Origin of the sequence: Pectobacterium brasiliense (assembly GCF_016950255.1) — a bacterium.
Taxonomy (GTDB): Bacteria; Pseudomonadota; Gammaproteobacteria; order Enterobacterales; family Enterobacteriaceae; genus Pectobacterium; species Pectobacterium brasiliense.
In genome coordinates this window covers 1-25,581 of the sequence record NZ_JACGFN010000002.1, presented here as the reverse complement: position 1 = coordinate 25,581, position 25,581 = coordinate 1, and the positions used below count along the sequence as shown (strand labels likewise).

19 protein-coding genes and 1 pseudogene are annotated in these 25,581 nt (G+C 45.8%); 7 read left to right on the top strand and 13 right to left on the bottom strand.

Annotated features, from left to right (window positions below; translation table 11 throughout):
* The first annotated feature begins 63 nt into the window (after positions 1-63).
* Positions 64-1,263 (top strand): multidrug effflux MFS transporter, encoded by a 1,200-nt coding sequence (locus H4F65_RS14720; RefSeq protein ID WP_010277946.1) that lies wholly within the window; start codon positions 64-66, stop codon positions 1,261-1,263.
* 149 nt (positions 1,264-1,412) lie between these two features.
* On the opposite strand, the gene H4F65_RS14715 is transcribed toward H4F65_RS14720, so the two are convergent.
* Positions 1,413-2,585, bottom strand: coding sequence for a dienelactone hydrolase family protein (locus H4F65_RS14715; RefSeq protein ID WP_039320043.1), 1,173 nt, complete (start codon positions 2,583-2,585; stop codon positions 1,413-1,415).
* An 890-nt stretch (positions 2,586-3,475) separates the two neighbouring features.
* Here H4F65_RS14715 and H4F65_RS14710 point away from each other — a divergent pair.
* From H4F65_RS14710 to H4F65_RS14700, 3 genes are read left to right on the top strand one after another with little or no spacing between them, the layout of a single operon-like run.
* Positions 3,476-4,414, top strand: a complete 939-nt coding sequence (locus tag H4F65_RS14710) for a DUF4007 family protein (RefSeq protein WP_072014218.1) — start codon at positions 3,476-3,478, stop codon at positions 4,412-4,414.
* On the top strand, positions 4,404-7,727 hold the full coding sequence (locus H4F65_RS14705; RefSeq protein WP_039320046.1) for an ATP-binding protein: 3,324 nt from the start codon (positions 4,404-4,406) through the stop codon (positions 7,725-7,727). Before H4F65_RS14710 ends, H4F65_RS14705 begins: the two co-directional genes overlap by 11 nt.
* Positions 7,728-8,570: a phosphoadenosine phosphosulfate reductase family protein gene (locus H4F65_RS14700; RefSeq protein ID WP_010277935.1), complete on the top strand. Its 843-nt coding sequence runs from the start codon at positions 7,728-7,730 to the stop codon at positions 8,568-8,570.
* A gap of 53 nt (positions 8,571-8,623) precedes the next feature.
* Here H4F65_RS14700 and H4F65_RS14695 read toward each other — a convergent pair whose 3' ends face one another.
* Entirely contained in the window at positions 8,624-10,624 is a 2,001-nt protein-coding gene (locus tag H4F65_RS14695; protein WP_010277932.1) for a hypothetical protein, read from the bottom strand.
* Positions 10,621-12,981, bottom strand: a complete 2,361-nt coding sequence (locus H4F65_RS14690) for a sensor histidine kinase (RefSeq protein WP_010277930.1) — start codon at positions 12,979-12,981, stop codon at positions 10,621-10,623. The genes H4F65_RS14695 and H4F65_RS14690 overlap by 4 nt, the downstream gene beginning before the upstream one ends.
* 962 nt (positions 12,982-13,943) lie before the next feature.
* Between H4F65_RS14690 and H4F65_RS14685 the strand changes: the two genes are divergently transcribed.
* From H4F65_RS14685 to H4F65_RS14675, 3 genes are all read left to right on the top strand, one after another.
* Positions 13,944-14,888, top strand: coding sequence for an ArdC family protein (locus H4F65_RS14685; RefSeq protein ID WP_159398225.1), 945 nt, complete (start codon positions 13,944-13,946; stop codon positions 14,886-14,888).
* Between the two features lie 320 nt (positions 14,889-15,208).
* Complete coding sequence (locus H4F65_RS14680) at positions 15,209-15,445, top strand: type II toxin-antitoxin system CcdA family antitoxin (protein ID WP_010287128.1); 237 nt, start codon at positions 15,209-15,211, stop codon at positions 15,443-15,445.
* A 2-nt stretch (positions 15,446-15,447) separates the two neighbouring features.
* Positions 15,448-15,762 (top strand): CcdB family protein, encoded by a 315-nt coding sequence (locus H4F65_RS14675; protein ID WP_010287131.1) that lies wholly within the window; start codon positions 15,448-15,450, stop codon positions 15,760-15,762.
* Between the two features lie 141 nt (positions 15,763-15,903).
* Here the strand turns inward: H4F65_RS14675 and H4F65_RS21905 are convergent.
* The 10 genes and pseudogenes from H4F65_RS21905 to H4F65_RS14630 form a co-directional block, all read right to left on the bottom strand.
* Positions 15,904-15,990: pseudogene (locus H4F65_RS21905) on the bottom strand (mobilization protein mobC); the annotation flags it as partial.
* Positions 15,991-16,118: 128 nt separating this feature from the next.
* Positions 16,119-17,120, bottom strand: coding sequence for a hypothetical protein (locus H4F65_RS14670; RefSeq protein WP_010287133.1), 1,002 nt, complete (start codon positions 17,118-17,120; stop codon positions 16,119-16,121).
* A 345-nt stretch (positions 17,121-17,465) separates the two neighbouring features.
* Positions 17,466-18,005 carry a hypothetical protein gene (locus H4F65_RS14665; protein ID WP_010287135.1) on the bottom strand — a complete coding sequence of 180 codons (540 nt, stop codon included), beginning with the start codon at positions 18,003-18,005 and terminating at the stop codon, positions 17,466-17,468.
* Between the two features lie 239 nt (positions 18,006-18,244).
* Positions 18,245-19,012 (bottom strand): nucleotidyltransferase domain-containing protein, encoded by a 768-nt coding sequence (locus H4F65_RS14660; RefSeq protein WP_010287139.1) that lies wholly within the window; start codon positions 19,010-19,012, stop codon positions 18,245-18,247.
* Between the two features lie 134 nt (positions 19,013-19,146).
* A complete protein-coding gene (mobC, locus tag H4F65_RS14655) occupies positions 19,147-19,893 on the bottom strand; it encodes a MobC family replication-relaxation protein (protein ID WP_010287890.1) in 747 nt (248 codons plus the stop codon).
* Positions 19,894-19,901: 8 nt separating this feature from the next.
* On the bottom strand, positions 19,902-21,764 hold the full coding sequence (locus tag H4F65_RS14650) for a type IV secretory system conjugative DNA transfer family protein (RefSeq protein WP_159398226.1): 1,863 nt from the start codon (positions 21,762-21,764) through the stop codon (positions 19,902-19,904).
* A 725-nt stretch (positions 21,765-22,489) separates the two neighbouring features.
* On the bottom strand, positions 22,490-22,792 hold the full coding sequence (locus H4F65_RS14645; RefSeq protein WP_010287717.1) for a TrbM/KikA/MpfK family conjugal transfer protein: 303 nt from the start codon (positions 22,790-22,792) through the stop codon (positions 22,490-22,492).
* 43 nt (positions 22,793-22,835) lie between these two features.
* Positions 22,836-23,852, bottom strand: coding sequence for a P-type DNA transfer ATPase VirB11 (gene virB11 / locus H4F65_RS14640; RefSeq protein WP_159398227.1), 1,017 nt, complete (start codon positions 23,850-23,852; stop codon positions 22,836-22,838).
* On the bottom strand, positions 23,842-25,065 hold the full coding sequence (virB10, locus tag H4F65_RS14635; protein WP_205536108.1) for a VirB10/TraB/TrbI family type IV secretion system protein: 1,224 nt from the start codon (positions 25,063-25,065) through the stop codon (positions 23,842-23,844). Before virB10 ends, virB11 begins: the two co-directional genes overlap by 11 nt.
* Positions 25,062-25,581 (bottom strand): TrbG/VirB9 family P-type conjugative transfer protein (locus H4F65_RS14630; RefSeq protein WP_205536107.1); only part of this gene is annotated, 520 nt, incomplete at its 5' end. The genes virB10 and H4F65_RS14630, both read right to left, overlap by 4 nt.

Here is a 25,581-nt window from a genome sequence, read left to right as displayed (position 1 = left end):
TCTGTTACGTGACACAGTTTTCCACGTCGTCATTGTCATTAAATCACCATGAGCACTGTCATTATGGCGAAAACGCATTCCTTCGAAAGCCCGCGATTGACCGGAAAAATTGTCGCGTTATTAGCGGGGCTTTCGGCGATTAGCATCTTGTCTACAAACATTATTCTTCCGGCTTTCCCCGATATCGGAGAGCAGCTTGGGGCATCCCCCCGTGAACTTGGTCTGACGCTATCCAGTTTTTTCATCACGTTCGCGCTGGCCCAATTAGTTGTCGGCCCGTTATCGGATCGTTATGGACGCAAGACACTCGTTTTGGGAGGACTTTCCATCTTCATCGTTGGCACGGTCGTCGGCGGCCTTGCTGGCTCACTTGAAACGCTGATCGTCGGAAGAGTCATTCAGGCGCTGGGCATCTGCGCTGCGGCAGTGTTAGCACGGGCAATTGCACGCGATCTGTTTGACGGTGAAACGCTGGCACGGGCGCTATCTCTGACGATGATCGCGACAGCGGCGGCTCCCGGATTTTCACCGCTGGTGGGAAGCGTACTGACGACGACATTGGGCTGGCGCGCGATCTTTATCCTGGTGGGACTGGCCGCCTTTGTCATTGCCGTCTTCTATGCGCATGGGCTGGGGGAAACGCATCCCGCTGAGCGTCGCGCACCGTACTCCATCCCGAGCGTCATCGTGGCATACGGCAAGCTGGTTGTGGATGGGAAATTTATCCTTCCGGCACTGTCGATGAGTCTGCTGATGAGCGGCCTGTTTGCCTCTTTCGGTGCCGCACCGGCGATTCTGATGGAGGGGATCGGCCTATCGTCATTCCAGGCCGGACTCTATTTCGCCTCTACCGTGTTTGTTGTCTTCGGGGCGGGAATGGCTGCGCCGCGACTGGCGCGTCGCTATGGTCCGAGAAGCGTGGCGTCGGTGGGGCTCGCTACCGCGTTAGCCGGTGGGAGTTTGCTACTGCTTGGGCCGGAAGCACCAAGTCTCAGTGGGTATACCTTGTCGATGATCGTCTTCCTCTGGGGAATGGGCTTAGCCAATCCACTGGGAACGGCCATTACGATGGGGCCTTTCGGGAAAGAAGCGGGCTTGGCATCTGCGCTGCTTGGGTTTTTGACGATGGGAATGGCGGCGATAACAACCTGGCTGGGCTCGGTACTGACGTTTCCCGCTGTCACCACGCTGGGCGGTATACAGGTGACGGCCTGTCTGATAGCACTGATATTGTTTTGCAGTCACGCACGCGCGGTTGAATAGACGCTCCGAAGCGTGATTCTGTAGAAAGACGGCAGACACGTCGAGGTTTTAGCGGTAGTAGTGAGAATGCGTTTCGCTAGTTAAATGTAAAAGAAAACGCCACGGAAAATATGCCAGTCCTTAAGCGGTATTAAGGACTGGCGGCAGATCTATTTTGTTACCACCTCATCATTGATGGCATATACCGTGCAACTCACCGCCTTTTTGTGCTGGAATTTTTCACAGTTCTTAACGGCGATGTCAGCCGCCTCATGGCCGGTTCTCGCCCAGTATGCCGTACCCCAGGCCCCGTTTTTGTTTGTCGCAAATGCTTTCTCGTAAAGTCGTGCTGCTTCGTATTTTTTGAACGCCTTTTTGCCTGTGCTGTTATTAAGATCCGCGGGAGGCGTAAGATGTGTTACCGGTAAGGTCACGACTTCCTCGACTGGCAAGTATTGCTGCGCAAGGAATCCCGCCACGGTTTTCCACCAGAAACTTTCTGGTGCGGTATCCATAAAGACGTGTCCATTTTTTTCAAAAGCGGGCATTTCGATAAATTCCGCTTTACCACCACCGTTGCGATAGGCGTCATAAAAGGCTTTGCCCATTTCCGGGGTGAAAGATTGATCGTTGCTGGAATAGAGCCACAGGGAAGGGATGCGTGCGGTGAGGCCATACGCGGCGAACGCGTTAATCAGACCTGCTTTGTCACAAAGTGATTTACCGTCTATAGAACCTCTGCCTCCGTCAAAATTGATGATAGCCTTAACGCCGGGAGGGTTGGCTGCACTGGTTGCCAGCACGGCAAAACCGCCCGCTGACATTCCTGCCAGTATTGCTTTATCCGGTGAGGCCCAGGGCTGGCGCCTTATAGCCTCAAGCGCGGCCAGCATATCTCGGGTGTCTTTTTCACCAGCCAGCTTATGCAGCGGTTGCTGACAGGAACCGCCTGAATATTCAGCCCCACCGCTTGAATAGCCATAACCTTCACGCAGAACCGTCACCGTGGCATAGCCGTGGCGCGCAAAGGCAAGCGCTGTTGACGATTCGCGGTTTGGATTCATGTCCCAGCGATCAAATTCGGCCGTACCTACGGTGCCATTCGTGATCACCACCACAGGGAGTTTTGTCTGGCTGACTGGTCGGGTGACGAAGGCATCGAGTACGGCGGGCTTACCATTATCCAGTGTGACCTGCAACGAAAGTGGTTCCCTGATTAGGCCTTCGAATTGCTGGTTTTTTAGTGAAGCGTTTATTGGGGTGGCGATGGAAGAAAAGGAGAGACAAAACAATGCAGTAATGACGGTTACTCTGATTAAGCTGGCTATAGAGTGATGTCGCATTTTTGTTAACCTTAGCAGGTGTTTGGTGAGGTTTTTTCGTTCAACGCGTCTCGATGAATATCAGGTATTCATTACGGCCTCAACGGCAACAGAAGGTCTATTGAGCTGCGGTTTAAAGAAGGGGCAGACCGTGTGAATCGGAAATTTTGAAGGGTTTTGCGGATGGTTTTAAGTTGCGGGTTTTTGAGTCGTTAAGAGACATTTGGGGGCACTCCATCATCGAACCAACTTGACCCCAAATCTGACCACCATATTCTCCCTATGCAGGGGGAAAACAGAATGTGCACCGGAAAGACTTTTGCATGTGAGCGCATTGAATAAAATGATAAAAACAAAAATCCCGCTTAAGTTTCCTTAAGCGGGATTTTCTAAATTTGGCTCCTCTGACTGGGATCGCCTTTGCCATTAACTGGCTAATAAGTAAGCTAAACCTGAATTGCCGCTCTGTCAAGACCACCAGAATGACCACCAATAGGCTGCGATGGAATTCCCTTATTTATGTGAATATCGTTACTACTGTTCTCCCTTCAAGGGTAAGCGTTGCAGAGTGAACATCAAAAATGTTTGTTCCGTGGTGGAAATGTCTTCGAAGCGATCTGGTAACCTGATTTAACAAACGGACACTTTCCTGAAAACAGCGGTGTTCATTTCTAACATCATGGTGCTTCAATCAAATGGGCAACAGATCAGAACAAATTAATCAGTCGAAAAATGTGATTAATTTTTATTTTTCAATGTGTTGGGTTTTTTCTTTGAAGTTGTATGTGTTGAATGAAAGGGCATGAACAGAAAAACTAACAAAGCATTTATAGGCGAGGCCGGCTGAGTTATGGTGCCTAAGTGATCTAACTGGTAGTATTCACCAGTCCACAGATTGTTAGGCAATGATAATGCAAAGTACTTCAGAGAGTAATCGTAGAGTTCCAGCTCATTTTTCCGGGCATGAGACATTCCCCCTACGTCAAATGTGGTTAAAAAAGGTTGTAGATCAATCAACTAAAGATGGATTAGTACCTAAATCGGTATTTACTGACAAAGATGCTATCGCAACTTTTGGCGTAGGTAAAAACATGGTGAGCTCAATCCGCCATTGGGCTCTGGCTTGTGGGATCATTGAAGATGCAACAACAAAAGAATTTATTTTAACAAAGCTAGCTTCATCGGTCCTGAGCGATAACGGATTAGACCCTTATGCGGAACATTCATCAACTGCATGGTTAATTCACTGGCATCTTGCCGGTAAGTGTTTGCGTTCAACAACTTGGTATTGGCTCTTCAACCATGTGACGATGCCTGCTTTTACGCGTAAGGATTTAGAAGGTGTATTGGCTAACTATGCTCAAGAGATTGTTCCTCAGCATCGTCTTTCACCTGCAACATTAGAGCGGGATTTGGAAGTATGCTTGCGTAGCTATGCGCCACGCTCTTCGGGGGGGACCCCTGAAGATTATGCTGAGCCCTTACTCGGTGAAATAGGTCTTTTACAGGAAATACATAAAGGGCAGTATGCGTTTCGTCGTGGACCAAAAGCATCGTTACACAAAGGAATATTCGCGTTCGCATTGATGGACTTTTGGGAACAGAGTGATGGTGGTTTGAGTGCCTTAGCTTTTGAAAACATAATTTATACAGAAGGTTCTCCAGGAAGAGTTTTTAAACTCGATGAAGAGTCAGTTGCCCAATACTTAATCGAGTTGTCTGATCTTACAGAGGGAGTATTGGTCTGGACTGACTCGGCAGGATTGAGACAAATACACAAAAAAGTATTGACAGAAACAGAGCAAGAAAATTTTAAAGACAAAATGATTAGGTGGGCATATGGCGAATAATATATCACAAAAACTGCTATCTGATGTGGTAAGCATATCTCCACAATATCAAAGGTCGATTCGGGTCGATTTAGATATGGGGCAATCTGATGCCTTAAACGGTTATTTTTGTCATAATACAGCATCATCTGTTATAGAGAATATATGTAATCAAATATTAAGTACAAATCAGCGTAGTTTTACTATAACTGGGCCATTTGGCGGGGGGAAATCTTCTCTTGCTGTTGTCCTAGGAAGTGCTTTGCATTCAAATAAGAAAGTAAGAAATCAGGCTCGTAGCGTTTTAAATGCAGAGTCAATTAATGGTTTTGAAGAAGCATTTTCAGTAAAAAATGGTTGGGATATTCTTCCTATTGTCGGGAAACGTGGGAGTGTGGTTTTAGACCTTTCTGCTGCGCTAAATAAATCTCTAGGCAGGAAAAATAGTAAAAAAATATCGCCTTCTGAATTAATAGATGAATTACTTAACCTTGCCTCGAAGCAAGTCGATGATGGAGTAATCATCTTAATCGATGAAATGGGTAAGTACCTTGAAGCCGCAGCACTAGATATTGGAGATGATGTATTCTTCTTCCAGGAGCTTGCAGAAGCTGCCGCACGCTCAGAGGGAAAATTAGTAATTATTGGAATACTGCATCAGTCGTTTTCTCAGTATGCTATGAGACTAGGCGTAAATACGAGAGATGATTGGTCTAAAGTTCAAGGTCGATATATTGATCTTCCATTTATCACTGCTAGTGATGAAATTGTTGAGTTACTTAGTAAAGCAATACAAGCGGAAGAGTATCCGACATGGATATCTGATGCCTCAAATACCGTGACAGATATTGTAAGATATAAAAGAACGAATATTAGAGAACAATTTTCCGCTTCATTAGAAAAGTGTTGGCCATTGCACCCTGTTATGGCAATGTTACTTGGTCCAATTTCGAAAAGACAATTTGGACAGAATGAACGTAGTATATTTGGTTTTATTTCTTCAGTAGAACCATCTGGTTTTTCTTATTATCTAAAAACTACCAATTCAGAAAAGTTTTCAAATTATGGGGCGAGTAATTATTGGGACTACTTGCGAGCTAATCTTGAACCTAGTATTTTAGCATCTTCTGATGGACATCGCTGGGCGCAAGCTGTTGATGCGGTTGAGAGAACTGAATCCAAGACCTCCAATATATTATTGGTAGATTTGATTAAATCGATTGCTATTATAGATCTGTTCAGAAATGGTTCCGGCTTAGTAGCAAATGCTAAAGTTCTTGGGACCTTGTTTCCTGAGAAAAAAAGCGATGAATTAATTAAAGCATTAAATGAGTTAGCTTCGTATAAGGTTATTTTATTCAAAAGTTATTTGGATACATGGTCTGTATTTGAAGGCAGTGACTTTGATATTGATAATGCTATTTCACAAGAAATGGCAAAATTCCCTGGTATCAACTACCAGAAATTATCAAAACTCATGGGATTACACCCTGTTGTTGCTAAAAGGCACTATCATAAAACAGGCACTATGAGGTGGATGGAAGTTATTCTTTGCGATTTTGAACAAATTGAGAAGTACGCTAATAACTATAATCCGTTAAGAGGTGAGCTCGGTTGTTTTATTCTTGCTATACCAAATCGTGGTGTTGGCGAAGATAAGGCAAGAGAAAAAGCAAAAGAGTTTTCTCGATTTTCTCCTTTCCCTGTCATTATTGGCATACCAGAAAACTTTAACAGTATTAATTCGTTAGCAGAAAAACTTGTAGTTCTTGAAAATATTAAGAATTACACTTCATTAGAAGGTGACCGCATTGCTCGCCGAGAAGTTCATGCTTTATTGTCGGCAACAAGTGCAGATCTTGAACATCAACTTCAGTCTGCTTTGTTGCAAACCTATTGGTATGATGGATTAAATGATAAACCAATTGAAGGTAAAAAAGTTGCTATACTAGCCTCTGATTTCGCAGACAAGCTGTATCACTATTCGCCTCGTATTTATAGCGAACTGGTGAATAGAGATAATCTGTCTAGCAGCAGTGTTAAGGCTCGACGTTTATTATTACATGCAATGATTCAGCATGAAAAAGAAGATTTCGTTGGATTCACTGGATACCCTGCAGAGAGAGGGCTTTATGATACTCTCATAAGCCAAACTGGCTTACACCGTAAAAATAAAGATGGAGAGTTATCGTTTCTTTCTCCGGAAAAAGGCTCGGCTAGTAATTTGAATGGTTTGTGGAATGCAACACAAGCATTATTCACCGATGTTGATAGCAAAATTTCTATAGATAAAATCTATGAGTTTTGGTCATTACCTCCTTTCGGTATTAAGCAAGGATTATTACCAGTCATTTTAATTGCATTTGTATTAGCTCATAAATCTACGGTTGCAATATATAAAGATGACATGTTTATGCCATATCTTGAAGATGTAGATATTGACGAGTGTTTACAAGCACCATCTCGGTTCTCATTGCGATGGGTTGCTCTCGATAAGAACAAGAACGAGATTTTAGAAGGTATATCAAATCTATTGAGCGAGGTGTGTAACAATAGGACTAGCATCGACCCTCTTGATGCTGCAAGAGGTCTGGTCGGCATGGTTTATGACTTACCTGATTGGACTAGAAAAACGCATAAAATTAGCTCTGTTGCAAGATCTGTTCGCGATATGCTTTTGAAAGCTAATGATCCACACAAGGTACTTTTTGTTGATTTGGTAACCTTACTCGAGGTTTCGGATGGAAAAAGTTATATAGAAGTTTTAAGGCCAATAATTAAAGAATTATTCTATGCCTATGAAAAAGAATTATCAAAAGTAAAAGAGAAACTTTTCTTGGCATTAGATGTTAACTCTAATGATATCCAGTCTCTGAAGGTTAGGGCTAGTGCTGTATCTGGTATTTTAGGGGATATAAGACTAGATGCCTTTGCTGGACGTTTAGCCAATTTTGAGAATGATATAGCATCTATCGAAGGTTTGGTGAGTTTTGCTGTTGAGACTCCACCAAAAGGATGGGTTGACCGTCATATTGATGCTGCGATATTAGAGCTAAGTAAATTAGCCCGACGTTTTCGAGAGGCAGAAGCATTTGCATCTGTCCAAGGAAGAGAATCACATAGTGAAGCAATTGCATTGGTTCTGGGAACCGGCTCTGAAACTGTAACTGTTTCTCGTTCCTTCGCAATTTCGGAACACCATCAGGACACTATACAATCAAAATTTAAAGAGATTGTTTCAATATTGCAAAACCAGAATCTAAACACTGAAGTAGCCCTGGCTATTATTGCCAAGGTAGGTATGGAGCTTGTTGTCAGTGAAAAGGGGGAGTAGATGGCTGAACGACATGTTTTAGGATTGTCAGGAGGTAAGGATAGCGCTGCGCTGGCAGTGTATATGCGTGATGCCTGTCCCCATCTCGATATAGATTATTTTTTCACTGATACAGGTGAGGAACTACCTGAGGTGTATGAATTCCTCGGGCGACTTGAGGGCTACTTAGGAAAGCCAATTGTTCGTCTAAATCCGCGTCGAGATTTTAGATTCTGGCTGAAGCAATACAACCATTTTCTACCCAGCCCTCAGACTCGATGGTGTACCAGACAGCTAAAGCTATTGCCATTTGAAGAATGGATTAGGCCTTGGCTCGCAGCCGGGGATGACGTGACATCATATGTTGCAATACGAGCGGATGAAGATTATCGAGAAGGCTATACCTCTAAATCTTCTAACCTGCATGTAAAATTACCTTTCCGTGAGGTTGGTATAGATAAACCTGGGGTTATTGATATTCTGGAATCATCAGGACTCGGTTATCCAAAATATTATGAATGGCGTTCGCGCAGTGGATGTACTTTTTGCTTTTTTCAGCAAAAAATAGAATGGGTGAGGTTGAAAGAAAGGCACCCTGAAGCATTTGAAGCTGCTAAGGCTCTTGAAAAAGACTCTCTTGATCATGGTTCGCCTTTTACATGGTCTAAGGGCGAGTCTTTAGTACAGCTAGAACAACCTGAACGAATAGAGCAGATTAAAAAGGATTATCAAATTAGAAAAGATAGGATGAGAAGAAGTATCCCTATCAATGTATTGAGGCCGACAAAAGACAATCCTGAAGATATTGATGACGTGTATGGGATTGATGAGGGAAATGGTTCATGTAACATTTGTCACAAATAACATTCGAAAATATTAACTTTTATCATGCGGTGTCTTTAGACACCGCATGATTTTTAATTTGATGTATCTGATATGGGAGAAGGAGTAATTAAACCGGCGCGGATTGCATCACCAAGACCTGGAGCTTCTTGATTTTCGATATCGCGAATCAAGAAAACTATACCTGCTTTACTTAATATTTTGTTAGGTAAGGCCTCTTCTGTGGGAGCAAAATTCCAAGCTATTAAACCCATTTTAGGTATGCTATTGTTTGCCCCTGTTTCAGAGTCGATCTCTTTCCATGATTTATCGCTTACCCCTTTTAAATCAATACCTTGGGTCATCATTCTCTGTAAGTCTGAGGAGGATTTTACATGCTTAAAGGCTTGACGAGCACGTTCTGAAACTTGATTTTCATCTATTTTTTCTAACTCTGAGAGAATGCCATCAACAATCATTTCAGTCATTACAAGACGTAAGCTTTGACCACCTTTAGGTTCCCTGCCAACGAAGCATACGGCCCCATCAGTTAATCCTTCAATATTTAAACTCAAAAGCTTTCCATCGAGATCAGCGTAAAATAGATCTAGTTCTACTGGAAATGTAGCAGGCAATATAGCCATTTGCCCAACTCTTCCCAACCCTGAAAGTAAACGCTGTTGTAACTCTAAAGCATGGCCTTCTCGCAAACGGCCTGCTAAATAAAAATCTTGAGAATTGATAGCCTTGTCTAGCTGTTGAAGAGATACTGTATCAATATGTTTTAAATTCCATTTTATCCAACATAGTTGGTTGTCAATTCGTATCGCTGATGTTTTAGCATCATCCCCATAAGTCCAATCTTTAACACCCAGCTGTTTAATCGAACCAATGAGTAAGAGTATTCTTGGCGCTGCGCCGCGCTGTATATCACATGCAGGTGTCAATACAAGAGCAACATTTTCGGGAGTGAGATCTACAAGAATTTCATTTTTAAGACGCTCAGCATTAGCATCTGGTTTAATTCTCAGAATGTCTCCAAAGGCTACAGATGCAGCAACTGAACCTGGTAACTTTAATCTGTGCTCATTTTGTGTTAGTAAGCGTTGTACTAACTCTTGTAGGTCCACAGATCCTGAGACATAAGGTGTCGGATATTTAGCTGCTGAAAAATTATTTAGGGCTTGTGCTGCATCAATAATGCCAATCTCGCGCTCGATTTCATGTTTTAATACATGATCAAACACGTCAACAAGATAGCTTCCTACAGGCTGTCCTTCTGCATTAAGTAATAATTGCTGTATCTGCCCAATATCTGAAAGGCGTAGCCGTCGGAGTAACTGTAGGGTTCTGTCTGCCCCTTGTTTTACTCCTTCTTCAAGTGAATATAATAATTTTGCTAAAACCCTTGAATCTGAACAATTCTCTGCCAAGCGTTCAAGCTGAAGCTCGAGACGATTTGTATTCTCAAGATCTTCTTTTTTTAAAATGCGGAATCCCGAGTCAAGAAGAAGAACATCATCACGAAACTCATCTCGTTTGGCTTCCAGACGTGGGCTTCTTGACATAAGGATTACTAATGGAGGTCTATCAATTCGTAATTGTAACGCATCACGAAGGCTTTTTTTTGAGCTGTCGAGCAGGGAGGGATCTTGCGCTTTGTCAAAAAACAAATCAATAATAATTAGGTCAACCTCTTGCGCTGCTGCTGTAAAATTACGACCAGCTGTATTTACAGTCAAGCCAAGAGATTTTAGCCGTTTCTCAATTATGTTAACATAATTTCTATCTGCTTTTTGATCAGCTATATATCTCTCAAAAAGTGACGCTGCTGCGTCACCCAATTCATCATGTATTTGCCAGATTGTTGCAACGTATTTATCATCTATAATACATTGATCAAAGTGTAATTGAGCTGCCATGGGGTATTTATCAATGATTAGTTGTCTCTGTTCTGGAGTCAGATCATCATTAAAATTTGGCCAAGCATCATTAGCAGGGTCAATGTCAGAGGCTGTAGGTACTTCATCATATACATCATCAACAACTAACGCCGTTCGTATACCACGCTCAGCAAGTAAATCTACAAGATTCAAAGTTGTGCTCCTTCAGGAAGTTCAAGAATAAAACGGTGAAGCCGTCCAGTTTCAGAGTTAGTTGCTTCAGCCAGAGTAAGTGTTCCGCCATTATATTGAGCTGCCTCGCGGGCGATAAAAAGGCCAAGACCACGACGGCGACGTGTGTCTTTGAGAGAAAAGAAAGCCTTAAACACTTGTTCTCGGTTATCCGGGGAAATTCCACGACCGTTATCTTCAAAGGTAATAGTGGGAGGACTACTTTCTAATGTGATTTTTATCTCAGCACGGAAGCTTCTTTCACGCTCTGCTTTCATATCTAGCCAATATACTGAGTTTGAGATCAAGTTCTCTAAAATCTGTACAATCATTCCTTTTACTGCTCTTATACGAATGGAATTTTTAGGAAGATCGGCTATTATATGAATATTATGCCGTGAGAACTGCGCTCGATGTCCTTCAATTATATCACTAATAAGTTCGTCAAGTTTGAATGCCTCCATTCGTTGCCGACCTGAGACACTCATTGGATCTAGTACTCTAACTCTTTTACTTACACTTTTTAGTTCAGCTTGAAGGTTTTTAAAATGGGCACGCAAATCTTCTGGCATATCTTTAGCATGAAGGAGGTCGAGTTCTTTTAATGCATTCTCGGATGCACGTGCAAGTTCGTGTGCTACTACTTCCACCATGAGCCCAACTCCAGCCATTTCTACCATCTGTCTGCTTTCTTGTTCAACTTCAGTAATGCGTTGGCGGGCATTCGCAGCAAACTCAGAGAACTCAAATAAAGTTTGCTGAAGATCTTCAATAGCTTCGTTTCCTTCTGATGGGGTTAACCGTTTTAACTGACGAATAGCATTCTTAGCCCTACTTTCTAATTTCGAAACCTGCGTTTGGGCATCAGAAAGATCGACTTTTTTATTCTTATATTGACGTTCCACATCCTGCATAAAAGTGCCAAGTCGATCTTGTACGACATAGCGAATTACTTCGAGGAAAACTCTTTGTTCTGGAGTGATGCGGAGACCTTCACGGTTAGTCTGATCTACCAATGTTGGGTTTCCAGTACGTGAGATCATCACTCTACCAATAAATTGAGTTTTATTGAGAGTGTATCCGGAACGCCGTAACGCTCTTCGATCTAACTCAAGCCAGTCGTCTTCATCTTCACCATACGGGAAAACACGAAAGCGGTCTCTGAATAGCATAATTCCCGACCATTTTTCCTGTAATTCACGTACTGCACGTTGCTCGCCTATAGCATCGACGCGAGTTAACCTCCTACGGTTGTACCAGTACGCCTCGAACGAAAATGAGCCCACGGTGCTGAGGGCACTATCATCAATATGTGCTTCTCGGCCAATAATTGCACTTTGCAAGTCTTCAACTGTAAGAGTTGTCTTCTCGCGTTCTTTTGGATGGTCGAAACCAAGATCTAGAGCTTCTACTGTACAAGTAAGTGAAGGAGAACCATCAATGACTTCATATTTAGCTTCAACACGAGCATGCGCGGAAGAAAGCAGGGCTGAAGGCATTATGGGGATGGACTTTCTTTCTGAATTCCAAAAAATAGCTATTCGAGGCCTGAGTCCAGCATCTGAAAATGGATCAGTAAGTCGAGCGAACTCATATTCCGCCATATCTTCGACACGTTTTTTTGTCCAATTCTCGCTTAGATTGCTAATAATTACTGATGTACCAGACCAGTTTTCGCTTGGTTTGTCAGGGCCAGCTATCGGATTAACTAGTATTTGATCAAGCATTGCATCGACATCTGCAAAAGCGCGCCAATCTATCTCAAGTATGTTTAGTTTTGGGTCAGATTCTCGAGCAGTTTCAACTCGCAAGCCTTCTCCAAGACGCATAGCCGACAACCGGCCGATTCCTTTTTCTCCTAAATAAGGTGCTTCCTTATCTCCCCGCTGCATGGCCGCTTCAACTTCATGTTTTCGTGATGGTGTGCCTATGACGAGAAAATTATGGTTGAGGTCATCTAACGACATTCCACTACCAGTGTCAGAGACAGTAATTGTGTTATAACGACCTTGGGCTTCAATCAATAATTTTCTGAGTTCCACAAAATTAATTGCTCTCTCAATTAGGCTGCTAAAGCCATTGCGAGATTTTTCACTGGCGCTGGTGTCTAATGATGAAATAATATGTGATTTAACGTTGGTAATATCACAGTCTTCAGTTATCAGTTGGTACAATCGCTGATATGACTTTTGCGACAATGGAATATCGAATCTTATCTCGACACCAGATTTGGTCTGGGCATCAAAGCCGTTTTTTATGAGTTCGTAGAAAGCAATGATATCAGAGCTAATCAGCTCTGAACCCAACTCTAAGACAGTGCGTGCAGTGATCCTAAACAAAAATTACTCCTTTATCAGTTGTTTTAATTTTCTGATCAGAATGCTGCTGCAAAGTGGATGTTCTTGAGCAACATTGCAGCAACAGCGTTTAACCGATATATTTTTGCAGCCTAACCTTCTCTATTTCAGCTGGTTGAATGCCTGTGATTAGCGTTTCCACAGCGTTTCTATCAACCGCTCGCATGCCATCGAGCACTTTTCTAGATACTAATCACCCTCCGATAGAGCTGCGGAATGACAGACAGTTGTTCTTACCCTTCAGACCGTTATGGAAGTAACCCATATCGTAGATGTCGCCCCTCAATGCTGATCTTATGTCCACATGTATAGTTCATCAGCCTCGGCAATGCATGTGTATCCATTATGCCATTTGGTGATATGTTCGTGTACAATCCGTGTCTACTACTAGGTGTCGGCTGTGGGGCATACGCTGATTTCCCTCTCAGTTTTTTTACCTCTCGCTGTAGCCCGCCAGAGACTTTCCTCATTGCTTTCATCTTCACGTGGGGCAAAGGTATCGTCGTTGAGGCCTCAGATTGTCAACAGGCTCCATTGACGAAGCACGTGATTATATGTTTCCCAATTGATCATTTTGAATCACTGCTTTGCCACTGAAAGTTCGATTTATTTAATGAAGCCTATATTAGACTGAATGCTCTCTAGGGACAATAATGCCTCTTTTGAGCAAATCAACTAGCAGGTACTAGTGACCTGCTCTCCGTTATATCGACATTCACCGCTACAGAGCAATGGGCGCTACGCCCGTCTATGCAGGGGGCAGTTTTTTCTCCGGCGTGATTTCCGTTCCCATATCAGCTTCCGGTTAATCGTTTCCCAACACAACCCGTCCCGCAAGGGTAAATGGCACGCATTCTGCGCCCTTGCGTGCCGGAACGATGCCGGAAAAGCGAACCGTCAGGCGATACGAAGACGAAAATCACACCACTGACGGAGAAAAAACCATGACCATTTCCCTGCATACCCAGACTAGCGCCCCTAACGCCGCAGCGGCGACCAGCGTATCCCCGCTGGAGCAGTCAGGCTCCTCAAAAACGAAATTTTCCAAAACTAAAACCGATATTTACCAGACCGTCACCGACAGCATCATTACCGCGCTTGAAGCTGGTGTAAAACCGTGGTCTTGCCCGTGGCAACGAGTGCCGGGCATGTCTGGGTTGCCTTCCAACTTCGCAACCGGTATCTCGTATAGCGGAATGAATATCATGCTGTTGTGGTGCAGTGCATCAGAACAGGGCTTCGGTGATTCACGCTGGATGACCTACAAACAGGCGCAGGCAGTAGGTGGGCAGGTTCGCAAAGGCGAGCACGGCACGACGGCAATTTTCTATACAACCTTAGAGAAAGAAAACGAAGACGGTGAAATCGACCAGATCCCGATGCTGAAAACTTTCAACGTGTTTAACGTTCAGCAAATTGACGGCTTGCCTCTGACAACTGAAACAGTCAGCCCGGAAGCAACCTTTGACCCGTTGCCGGAGGCTGAAAATCTGTTCCAGAAGAGCGGCGCAAACATCATTGAGAAAGGACAAAACGCCTTTTTCAGACCCTCAACCGATGAAGTCTGGCTACCGGAGCGCCATCTGTTTTCAGATGCAGCCAATTTCTATGCTACTGGCCTACATGAGCTGGTTCACTGGAGCGGTGGTAAAAAACGACTTAACCGTGAAATGAAAGGGAAGTTTGGCAGTGCAGATTATGCGGAGGAGGAATTAGTGGCGGAGCTGGGAAGTGCTTTTCTGATGGCGGATCTGGGGATCATCGGAGAGGTTCAGCATGAAAGCTATATTGCCTCATGGCTCCAGGCGCTGAAAAATGATAAGCGCTATGTTTTCAAAGCGGCCAGCGCCGCCTCAAAAGCACATCGTTATCTGATGGATAAGATTTGAGTCGGAGATGATAAAGCCGCAAAGGAGTGCGGCTTTAAGCTTATTGCGGGGCAGGGAAGGTGAGAGATGTTTAAATTTCCCTGCGAATTTTCTGGACATAATATGCCCGGAAAATTCGCAGGCTGCGGGTGCGGGCGGCAAAGAGTCCGCGCATCCCGTAAACGACGTTTGTACATCGGTGATTGCTGTAAACGACGGCTCAGGTATGACGACTGACTGTGAAGTTTGCAGGACTGCAACGGTAGCCGGGCCTGTTTTTGGTGTTATGATAAGTGTATTGTGCCGTGTAATGTGCACGTGTTTCATGCAGGAGAGAAACCATGACCGCGAAACAACGCAACACGCAGAGCGTGACCATGACGGTGGAGCGTGCCTTACTGGTAAGAGCGCGTGAAGCGGGTATTAACCTAAGTGCTACTCTGTCAACCGCACTGGATGCGGAGCTTCGCCGTCATGAAGCGAAAATATGGCAGGAAGAAAACAGGGAGGCTATCGACGCATTAAATCGTTTTCATGATGAAAACGGCTGTTTCAGTGATGAATACAGGACGTTTTAGCCATGCAATTCAGTGTATACGGTAATACCGGGAAAAGCGTCGTTTACCCGCTGTTGCTCGATGTCACGAGCGATATTATTGGACAATTGAATCGTCGGATAGTGATCCCATTGCTCCCTATTGAAAAGTATCCGGCAGGCCGCCGACCGGATCGCCTTGTCCCCGTCGTCATGCTGACGGACGACAAAGAATACGCCGTAATGACCCACGAGCTGGCAAGTATCCCTGTCCAGGCCCTGGGTGCGGTGTTTTGTGATGCTTCGCAGTACCGTTCTCAGATAAAGGCTGCAATAGACTTCCTCATCGACGGGTTCTGACGTTTATTTCTATTCTGTTAAACAAGCATTGCCTTTAATCGTGGCTGACGGAAGCCTGTTCCAGTTCGTCGATAGTGCGGAACAGAAACATCTGTCGTCAAACGGAACCGGAATACCGTTCCTTGCCACCGTTCTGATACTGTCAAACAGCCTAACCAGACCGCTGCTGTTAGCATCCGGAAAATTAGCCCACCATTGCAGCATCAGACGGCGCTGTTCAAGGTGCTTGGTGATTTTACTCTCTGTCCGCTCTGTGCCAGAAGCGGAAGTTATTACTGCTAGTTTATTAACTCTAGAAGGGCTGTCAGAGGGTGTAGCATAAGATTCTCATTCCAGACTATCAACTTTTAAGATGGCTAGCGATCAAGCAAAGTAAACCTTTCCTCGAGTACCGCTGTGATAATTTCCTGTGTTTCACAGGCGGCTTTTCTATCCGGCTCTGCCTCTTGTTCTTCCAGTGCATCAAGAAGATATTCAAGCTGGCTGACTCGTCGGTGAAGATCCCACAAGGCACAAACTACCATCCACTGCCTATCTGGATAACGTTCAGATCTGATAGTTCGGCTGTACGCATCCTGCACATCCGGCATGTAAAAATCCATCATTGAGTTTGGGTCGGATATGCGAACAGGTTTGATCGCTTTGATGTTTTTGAATAAGAAAGCATCTGCTTCAGTTTGAGTGTTAAAACCTGTCAGAACGCCTACCTTCTCGTAGTGTGTTGTCTTATGTAAAGCTGCGCTTAACAGCAGATTTGCTTTATTTTCACCATCAAAATAAGAGCTAATTATTTCTTTAATTTCACAAATATATTGCCGTGGCCGGGGATCATTAACAAGCGAGAGAGGCTCATACGATGCCCTGCCATAGATGATGAACAATAAAGCTTCAGTGTACATACGCCCAATTTGCTGAATCTTGTATGATAAATCTTTGCCCCAGTGGCTTATTGATTTTTCGAGGGGCATCGCTTCACGCAAGTCATAAAGAACGCCGCAGGCATTATCAACCACCTTATCCCACTGATCTGCTTTCTTTTTTGGATCAACAATGGAGCTTGCATAGTTCCACTGTCCAAAGAGAAGCTCATAACTTTTAGCAAGCTGACGTTCCTGCTCTAACACCTGTTGCTGGCTAAAAAACGCTTGTGCACGTCTGGACTGCTCAGCGACCCCGTCAGAAATGAGTCTATCCAGGCTGTAGATTACCGGCGCCAGATCCGGAAACGTCGCACCAGAAGGAGAGACCTGGTCTCTGTAGAGGCGCAGCAACCCAGTAAGTTGAGCTTCATTTAAAAACGGACCAGCAAAGGTACCCCTTTTCGTCCGAAAGGCAAGAGTTGGGCTTAAGTCACTCATTTTTAAATTTCCTAAAAAAACTATTTGGGTTAGTTGAAAAATGGCTAGTTTACTAAGGTTTCGTTTATCATAAGTGCAGTAATTGCAGCAATAAACACATGTTGTATTCTTTTTCAAGAATATGCACTGTAATTATTCCGCTTAAACGAACCATTCTCTTTTAGAGATCCTCTAGCATGTGGATTAGGTTACCCTGAAAGCGAACTTGCGCTCATCACTCGTAGCTGTCGGTCAAGTATCGGGCATTCAGTATGTGAGGCGAGAGTATCTGGCTGATGGGCAGTATGGGCGGCCCGTCCAGATATCCAGGGGCAACTCCAGATATACCGCCCACCGTTATTTTTACTACAGGAAAAACCCGCCTGATTTCTTAACCGATGCTGTAAGAGCCGCAATAGCCGACTCATAAGTCATCCCGCTGCTGGGGTGCAGGATGCTACACCATTCTACGGGGTACTCGAGGGGCAGGTCCGGCATTGTGTTCCAGAGCCGGATGCCGAGCACCAGAATGACGTTCGGCTCCAGCTGTTTCACCACTTCAATGAACGGCAGTTGTGCCGACGTCCACATATCCGGAGTGGGTGCAATTCGGGCCCCTTCACCAACAAACTCCTGGATGTAGTTGTAAAAGGCAACATGCCGCCAGGTTTCATTTCGTTCTTCTTCCGAAGGGCATTCAGTACAACCCCTCAGAACATTGGTCAGCTTACTGAAAAAAGGAAGACCGGGCTTCAGGGCATGCTCTTTAACCACGTATTGCGTGAAATCAGGTGCCATATCCTGCCTGTCACCATAATGTGACTCCCCGAGTACCATTACACGCACACCGTAATGGCTGTCATAGTATTTATCTCCAACATACGGGTGAAACTTAACGCCTTTCATGGACGGTCCTTATCATCGCTGAGCCATACGCTCTGCTGTACTGTACATTTTTCTGTATAGCCACAACCTGGACATGCATCATTGAATTCATACCTGCTGAAATCTGGGAGTGAATTCCTCCTGCGCTGGGCGAAATTGGCAGCCCGTCAGGCGGTGGCCGAAGAGGCCTGGATATCCCCTGTGTGCCAGGAGCGGACATTGTTGTTGTGATGATGAGTTGCAATCAACATCCTCACACGTTAATAACGGAGAAACTCAGCGTTAAGCCAACTTGCAAAAGTTATAAGTCGTTTTTCGTAATCATTCAGGTTTCCTCTGCCCCCGGTACCTATTGCCATTAGATCGTCTATATCCTTTTCTAAAGAAGGGTAACGGGCAATGAACCAGTTGCGGTGCTCGTTGAGCGAATCAGGCCACTCATCGTCCTGTTCATTGCGCAGAATATTGGTTGATCTGATGAGCTTTCTCGCAGCCGAACAAAGAAGTTGCTGCTTTTTGATTACGTCAGATGACATTTTCATTTGCGTAATTAGCCTGCTCAGTACCTGCTGGAAGTCACCATTCACGGCTACCGCAATAGCTCTTGAAGGTTTAAAAGGCTGAAAATATTGGCTCAGGTCCTCGCCATAAACGCAACGACAATGATGTTTAAGCCAGTATCCCCAGCTCAGTATATTATCCTGGGAGAGTACCTCTTCCAGAAACCCACAATCAAAATCAATTTTACTGACTGTAGAATTGTTTCTTTCAAGCTCGGCGTGAATTTTGGCAAGTTGTTCTGTAGTCGTTTGAGCGAGTTTTTGCCTGAAAATAATTGTCATATCCAAATCAGACTTGCCTGTCTTCGCTCTGCCTTCAGCCACGCTGCCATACACGTAAATACTATGTATAATCTCATGAAAGCTAAGAGTAAGCCTCGACACAACATCTTCGATTACAAGCCAAAACTCAGGCTGGATTTCAACGCTGCCAGGTAAAGGGATATCTTTATTGTCCGCGACTTTCATCCCTGCTCCTATTGCTACAATTTTTCATGATAACCGGTATTCTTATCCTGTAACTATCGAGTACAAACCATTATATGCCACCGTCCGCACCTCGCTCTTAGCCGACCATGAGATTTGGCAACGCCAGATCCAGCTTATGAATATTGCCTCGGCTCCAGTTGTCGCAGCTCGTCGAGAGTATAAATACGAAAAACATTGCGGTGACGTGCTTCCAGAGGGATAGGTTGATGATTAATGATGACGTGTTTGATGCTGCCAAACAGCAGTTCAAGCGCCCGTTTTTTCTGTAGGTCCGGTACGATATAAAAGACGTAAATCCAGTTCTTTTGTGTCCGGGCCAGCAAATGGCTGGCGATAATCGTCTGGTAGCGAGCTTTGGTTTTCAGGCGGCGCTCGGTTTCTACTGCGATGACCTGTCCGTCAGGGAGTGTGATGAGTCCATCTGGACGGTGTTTGACCTGATACTGGCTGAGGAACGTTGAGCGATCGCCGTTTACCCATCTGGATGCGCCTTTTTTCTCCAGGATGAGCCTAGCAACCTGATTATCAAGGTGGTGCTCCAGCGTCCAGCCAGTGATTTTTGACGGTTCAAAGCGTGCCGGGAAAATGCCGTCGTCCGGCGTTAAAACGATAGCCAGTCCGTCGCTGGTTATGCCCCACAACGACATTTTCATCGTCCGTGATTCAAACACATGCTTTTGTATTAACCCCATTCGTTCAATTTTTGTCAGCAGCGTATACAGCGATTTGTGATCCCTGAAACCAAACAACAGCATCAGCGTTTTAAAGTCGCTGTAGGTTTCTTCCTTCAGGAAATTCAGCAGCCTTTTTATCTTCTCGCTGTTGCGGGCGGTGCGCTCGCTATGCGTTGCGATAAGCATTATGCCTCCTAAAAATTGAGCAAGGACGGTGTTTCGTCATCATCAGATCTCGGTTTTGCTGATTTACTTTCCCCTTCAAATAAAAGGTCAGGCTGGGTTGCCGCGACATTGGTCGTTGAAGCGGATGTCGCTCCTTCCTCGTCGAAGTCCAGCGCGATTTTTGCCGGTACTGCCGACGCGGCAATATCCGGAGACACGGAATAGATCTCCAGTTCGCGTTTTTGTACCTTAATGGGGGAAATCAGTGAGGCGGAGGGAAGCGTTCTCGTCGTAAAGATAAAGCTGACAAAGTCGGGCAGGTTCAGGATCATATTGCTGTCGATAAAGAAACGCTCTGCCTGTCTGATAGTTCGTTCACCGTCGATGGTTTCCGTCAGTACGGCATCAGTTTTGGCTTTGCGGATTTCATCATCCACTAAGATGGTGCCAGACATTCTCGCTACCCATTCCGCTGTATCCGGGTCCATAACGCGGTATACCAGCTTGAATTTAGCGTTTTCAACGACTGCACCGACAACAGCATCGCCTTTTAAATCCGCCGGGCAGTCTTTCAAATCGGCGACGGACTGATGGGCCATGATGATATGTACGCCTTTATCCCGTGCTGCGCCTAACCCCTCCAGCGCTGGTTTTGACAGATGGTATTTCAGTTCGTCAAGAAAGATGGCTATGGGGCGGGGCGTTTCTTTTACCCGGTCGCGCCTTTCTGCTAATTGGTAAAGTCGTACCAGCAGCATTCGCTGGGCGGTGATAATCTTGCTATTGCGCATTGAGCCGATGATATAGCAGCAGCCACCTTCACCAAAAACCGATTGGAGTGAAAATCCTGTCGGCGCGTTGATGGCATTGAGCAACGCCAGCTCTTCAATTTTGCCGAAAAAGGCTTTGATATCCTCCGCGATACCTTGAACATATTCGCCGTTATAAATATCGCGGATAGTCGAAGAGGGATGACTGCTGACAAATTGTGCCGCCATACGTGCCGCTTTTCGGTCGTCGATACGATAAAAATCGGATTCCTGACCTTTTTCCGCCAAGCTGAATCCCGCAACAAACAATTCCTCCAGTTCGTCAGGCGTAATATTTTCAATCAGATTTAATTGGTATTGCGTTTTTCGCAGGTCAATTAAGGCAAAGGGTTTGCCTGCATCCTCGCAGGCCTTGCGATAAAGATGCGTCGCCCATTCATCATCCTTTGGGTCCATAATAAATACACCTTCACCAGCCAGGATACTTTGGTAAAGCAATATACCGGTTGCTACACCTTTACCGGCTCCGGTGGTGCCGATAATATCTGCATGTTGTCTTTGCCAGTCTTTTAACGGGAGATACATCGGTTTTTCATCACGGTCTATCCCGATAAAAATACCCTTATTTAGGTTGATATAATCCAGCGGATTATAATGCAGCGTTTCCGGCAGCAGGGATTTTACCGTGCGTACATCTGTGCGTAATTCCCGTTCAAGACTGGTCTTTTTGATGAGTCGTTTTTTTATTTTATCCAGTTCAGGCGTTAATGCCCGACGCAGACTAATATGGAGAATAAGCCCTGCCACGGTAAATATAATTAATATTGACCAGTCCAGAATGGGAATGCGGGTAAGTATCCGAACGTTATAAAGCCACCTGAAAACGCTAATAAGTAAGGGGCCGACTGTGCCAAACAGGAAACACAGCAGGGAAAAAGTAATGATCAACTTTTTCCATAACGGGGCTTTCTGCCGATCGTCGATTTTCATTGAAGCGAAAAACGGCAGAGTCAGGCCCGATAATAGCGCCAGCATCAATTGATGCTGTTGCATAACATCAATAAAGGACAGCACACCATTTACTATCGGCGACAGTGAAATGGAAAGCTTATTTAACATCATGGTGCCTCCTTTGTCCGCGACTCGCCCCAACGCATCGCCCCATCAATTCGCCCCACGGTGTTGGGCGAAAAGGCGGGGCGAACGTCTGGGGCTAAGAAGGTGGCCGCTGTGCGGCCATGTGCAGGAAAGCATGCTTCCCTGCACTAAACGGCGTGCGCCAGTACATGCGGGCTGGACGCCCTTATTCCCTGTCACATGGGGGTAATGTCGTGGCTGGACGCCGCGCCAAAACCCCCAAGGTCAAAGGCGGCACACCGTCGCCCGCTACGCGCGACCACCCCCTTTGAGACGCCGTTTTTCGCCTATTTTTTCTTTTGTCCGTTCCGGCCAAGCGAAAAAATGGGAAAACGCCTTCAAAGCGGGTGGTCGCGCCACGCTACCGGCTTTTGGCCGGAGACTTAGCTGCGACGGTGTGCGGGGCAAGCCCCCCAAATAAACCGCTATCGTGGGCGATAGCTTTTCGCTCGCTGGGGCGGCGAAATTTATTCGGCTCCCCCCGGCCTGCAAAATCCGCGTGGGCGCGGCTGTTTGCAGATGGGTTCAGCGACGCAAATTAGCTATTTCTGCGAAATAGAATTTACTCGCCTTACGCCACTTTTAAATTTCTGCTATTCGCATAAATTTAAAAGCCTAAAACCGTCACGATCGGTGTCGAGTTTTCCATCCAGAGCTGACAGGAGGAACGGTAATAATCCCGATATTGCTATTACCGTTTTTCTTTGAATTCAGTTACGCACGCGGCCAAATTTATTAATTATCTGGTCGATAATTTTGGGGTCGACTGATTTGCATTCGAGTAATAAGGCTTTTCGGGCATCGGCAGTACGGCTAGGGTGAAATCCGTGTCTGTTCTTTTTCACAATAGTAAAGAAGGAATGTTCAGCGGACTGACATTCATTTCCTCCGCCGTTACCGGTTGCTTTACCGTACAGACATAAAACAATCTCACAGGCATCAGCGGCCATTACGATAGAGGGCAGTAGTAAATTCATGCAGAAAAGGCAGGCGGTGAATAGGATCGTTTTCATATCAAATACCTTTATTGGAAATAACAAGTGATTTAGCTATTTTTTATCTGAAGGTTTCTTTCATTTGATGAAGGTGTATCGGTTTGAAATAAATATCCCCCATCCGACGGATATCACCGTGAATATCTACGCTGACGATGATATCCACGCATTTAAGCACCTTGCGTAACAACACATCGAACGGGATATTTTTGCAGTCAGGGTTCTCATAGCAGCGGTCAATGATCCCTTCAATACATTCTTCCGGGCTGCCTGCGTGCAGGGAGGTGATAAGGCCTTCATGCCCTGAACCGATAATTTTCAGCGCGTCCCACGCTTCCCGCCCACGAATTTCCGCCAGCAGAATCCGATCCGGATTCATTCGATAATTTGCCCGAATAAGTTTGCCGGGCGTGATAATCGCATCATCTCCGGCATCTGCCGGGTAAAACAGATGCACATAATTAGCGTGGTGGTAAAAACGGATTTCAGGATTATCTTCAATCGTGGTTAGCCTGAGATGTGACGGAATATAGTGCAGCAACGTCTTCATATAGGTGGTTTTACCAGAGCCGGTTTCACCAACAATAAAGATCGTTTTACCGTACTCGACGGCCTTTTCGATAAAGCTTGGAATATCACCATTGTTGTAGCATCGGGTCAGTTCATCATCTTTACCTTCATTTCTCTCCTTACCGGCTATCCGATTATAAAAACCGGCATCAATCCAGGACTGATGTGTTTTCTGCTCAAATGACGGGTTTCGCAGCGTAATCGATACAGTATCCCGCTCACAGGCTGGGGGAATAATAGTCTGGACACGTTCACCTGATCCTAATGTGGCGGAAAGGATAGGGGAGGTATCATCGATATTGTCCTCATTCCATGAGGCCAGTGCTTTGGCAAAAGCATGGCACTGACGTAACGTAACCGGAGAATCATGCTTCTGCCATCGACCGTTTATTTTGGTGTGGATCTCTCCGGGGCGGTTAATGGCGATTTCCGTCAGGCCATCCAGTTTGAGATAATCGCCGAACAACTGGTTTTTCATAAAATCCAGCGACAGGTTTTCAGCGTTCATACCACCTCTTTTTTAGACGCAGTTGATAAACGGAAGAGAAGTCGATATCCGTACCGGTCATGATGCCGATCACATCGCCCTGATTGAGGTACATCGTGGGCGGGATATTGATGCTGTTTTCTAAGGCCGTTTTCGCCATTTCTGACGCGGCAGCGCGGGTGTTTTCGGTGTAATCGGTATTGCGGTCTTTCCCCGGTGCTGAATCTGATGCGGCGGCAGCCACATCTTGTACGGTGCTCAACATCAATGCATTGCCGAACCGTTCCCAGAAATGGGTATCAATCCAGCCGCTAATCCCGGCCTCACCCAACGGGCCGGTCGCTTCGGTATCAACCAGTGGGATTTGCAGGCTGCCGGGTTCCGGTGTGCGTAATTCCGTCCAGATAACAAACATCCGGCTCCGACCATGTTGCAGCGCTCCGGTACGGTAGATGCCTCTGGCGACGGTTCCGGCAGGGAGCAACTTCACGTAATGGTTGGCGCTGTAGACATCTTCACCGATGAGGCAGGAAATACGACCACCCACGTCAGAGACAAAACGCTGCATCATTGAGCACGGAATATAACGATCAACCGGTAGGTAGAGATTGGGGTCGAGACCAAGCCGCCTGACACTGGTCACTTTTGCGACACCGGGATTGACGTCGTTAGTCTCTGTGCCAGACATGGTCGCAGGTGTGTCTTTGCTCTGTGTGCCGGAAGGTGCAGTTTGTGAAGCCTGAGTATTACCGCGTTGTGTGGACTCAGCGGCACTACTTGGGCTATCGACCAGTGCCGCCGCCTTATTTAAAGCAGGTGGCTCTGACGGTGATGCCGTCTGTATTGGGTGATTATCTGTTGCGGTTTCCTGTTTGTCCTGGCTGAACAGGCCGAACGGATTGTTGTCCATACCGAGGTTTTTACGCTCATGTTGCCCTGTACTGGCTGATGGCGGTGCTGGGGTTTCAACCGCCTTATTATCGCGTTGCTTTAATGCGACAAGGAAGCGATCTCCACCCAATGCCAGTGCAATCAGTGCGCCCAGACTCAGCAGGCTGACCAGCAGCGTCCGGCGGCTGGAGGCTTTTTTGAAGCGGGTCACTTCAGGTTGGCCGGGAGGTGTGTTTTGCTCTGGTGCCTGACTCGCCATCGCTGAACGGGCGCGTTCACGGGCTTCAGCCTCCAGCTCTGCCACAGTTTTTTCCGTTGTTTCTGGGATGGATTTATCAGTCATTTAGCCTCCAGCGTAACGACAGGTGAAACGGTGTCACCGCTGCCAACGGTGGCGTTGCCAAATGATGTATTCTCAATCCCGACCACCGCGCTGCCGTAGCGCAACACCAACTGTGGCGACAGCGCACGCACGACGACGACTGTGTAGTTTCCATGTTTGGCTATGCGGGGTGTTACGGTCTGTTCCTGCCCGTTAATGATCCGGAAGATCGATGGAAGGATTTTGACGGGAGAAAAACCGAGATAGATAAAGCGGCCATCATCGTAAGCGAAATCCGGTGCAATGGACGTTGAACCGGCTGCGACTCGCTTGGTATAGAGCCAGTTACGCGGCGTGGTTGACTGCTCAAATGCCGTTTCTATCTGCTGCTTTTCCTGTGTTTCACGCAGGAGTTTCAGACGCGCTGCGCTGGCTGCCTCTGATCGCCTGCGCTCGACATCCGGATAGCGAAAACGAATAATAAAGGCCTGTGAAGGCGAGTCATTCTCCAGTACGTTCAGTTCCAGACTGTAATCG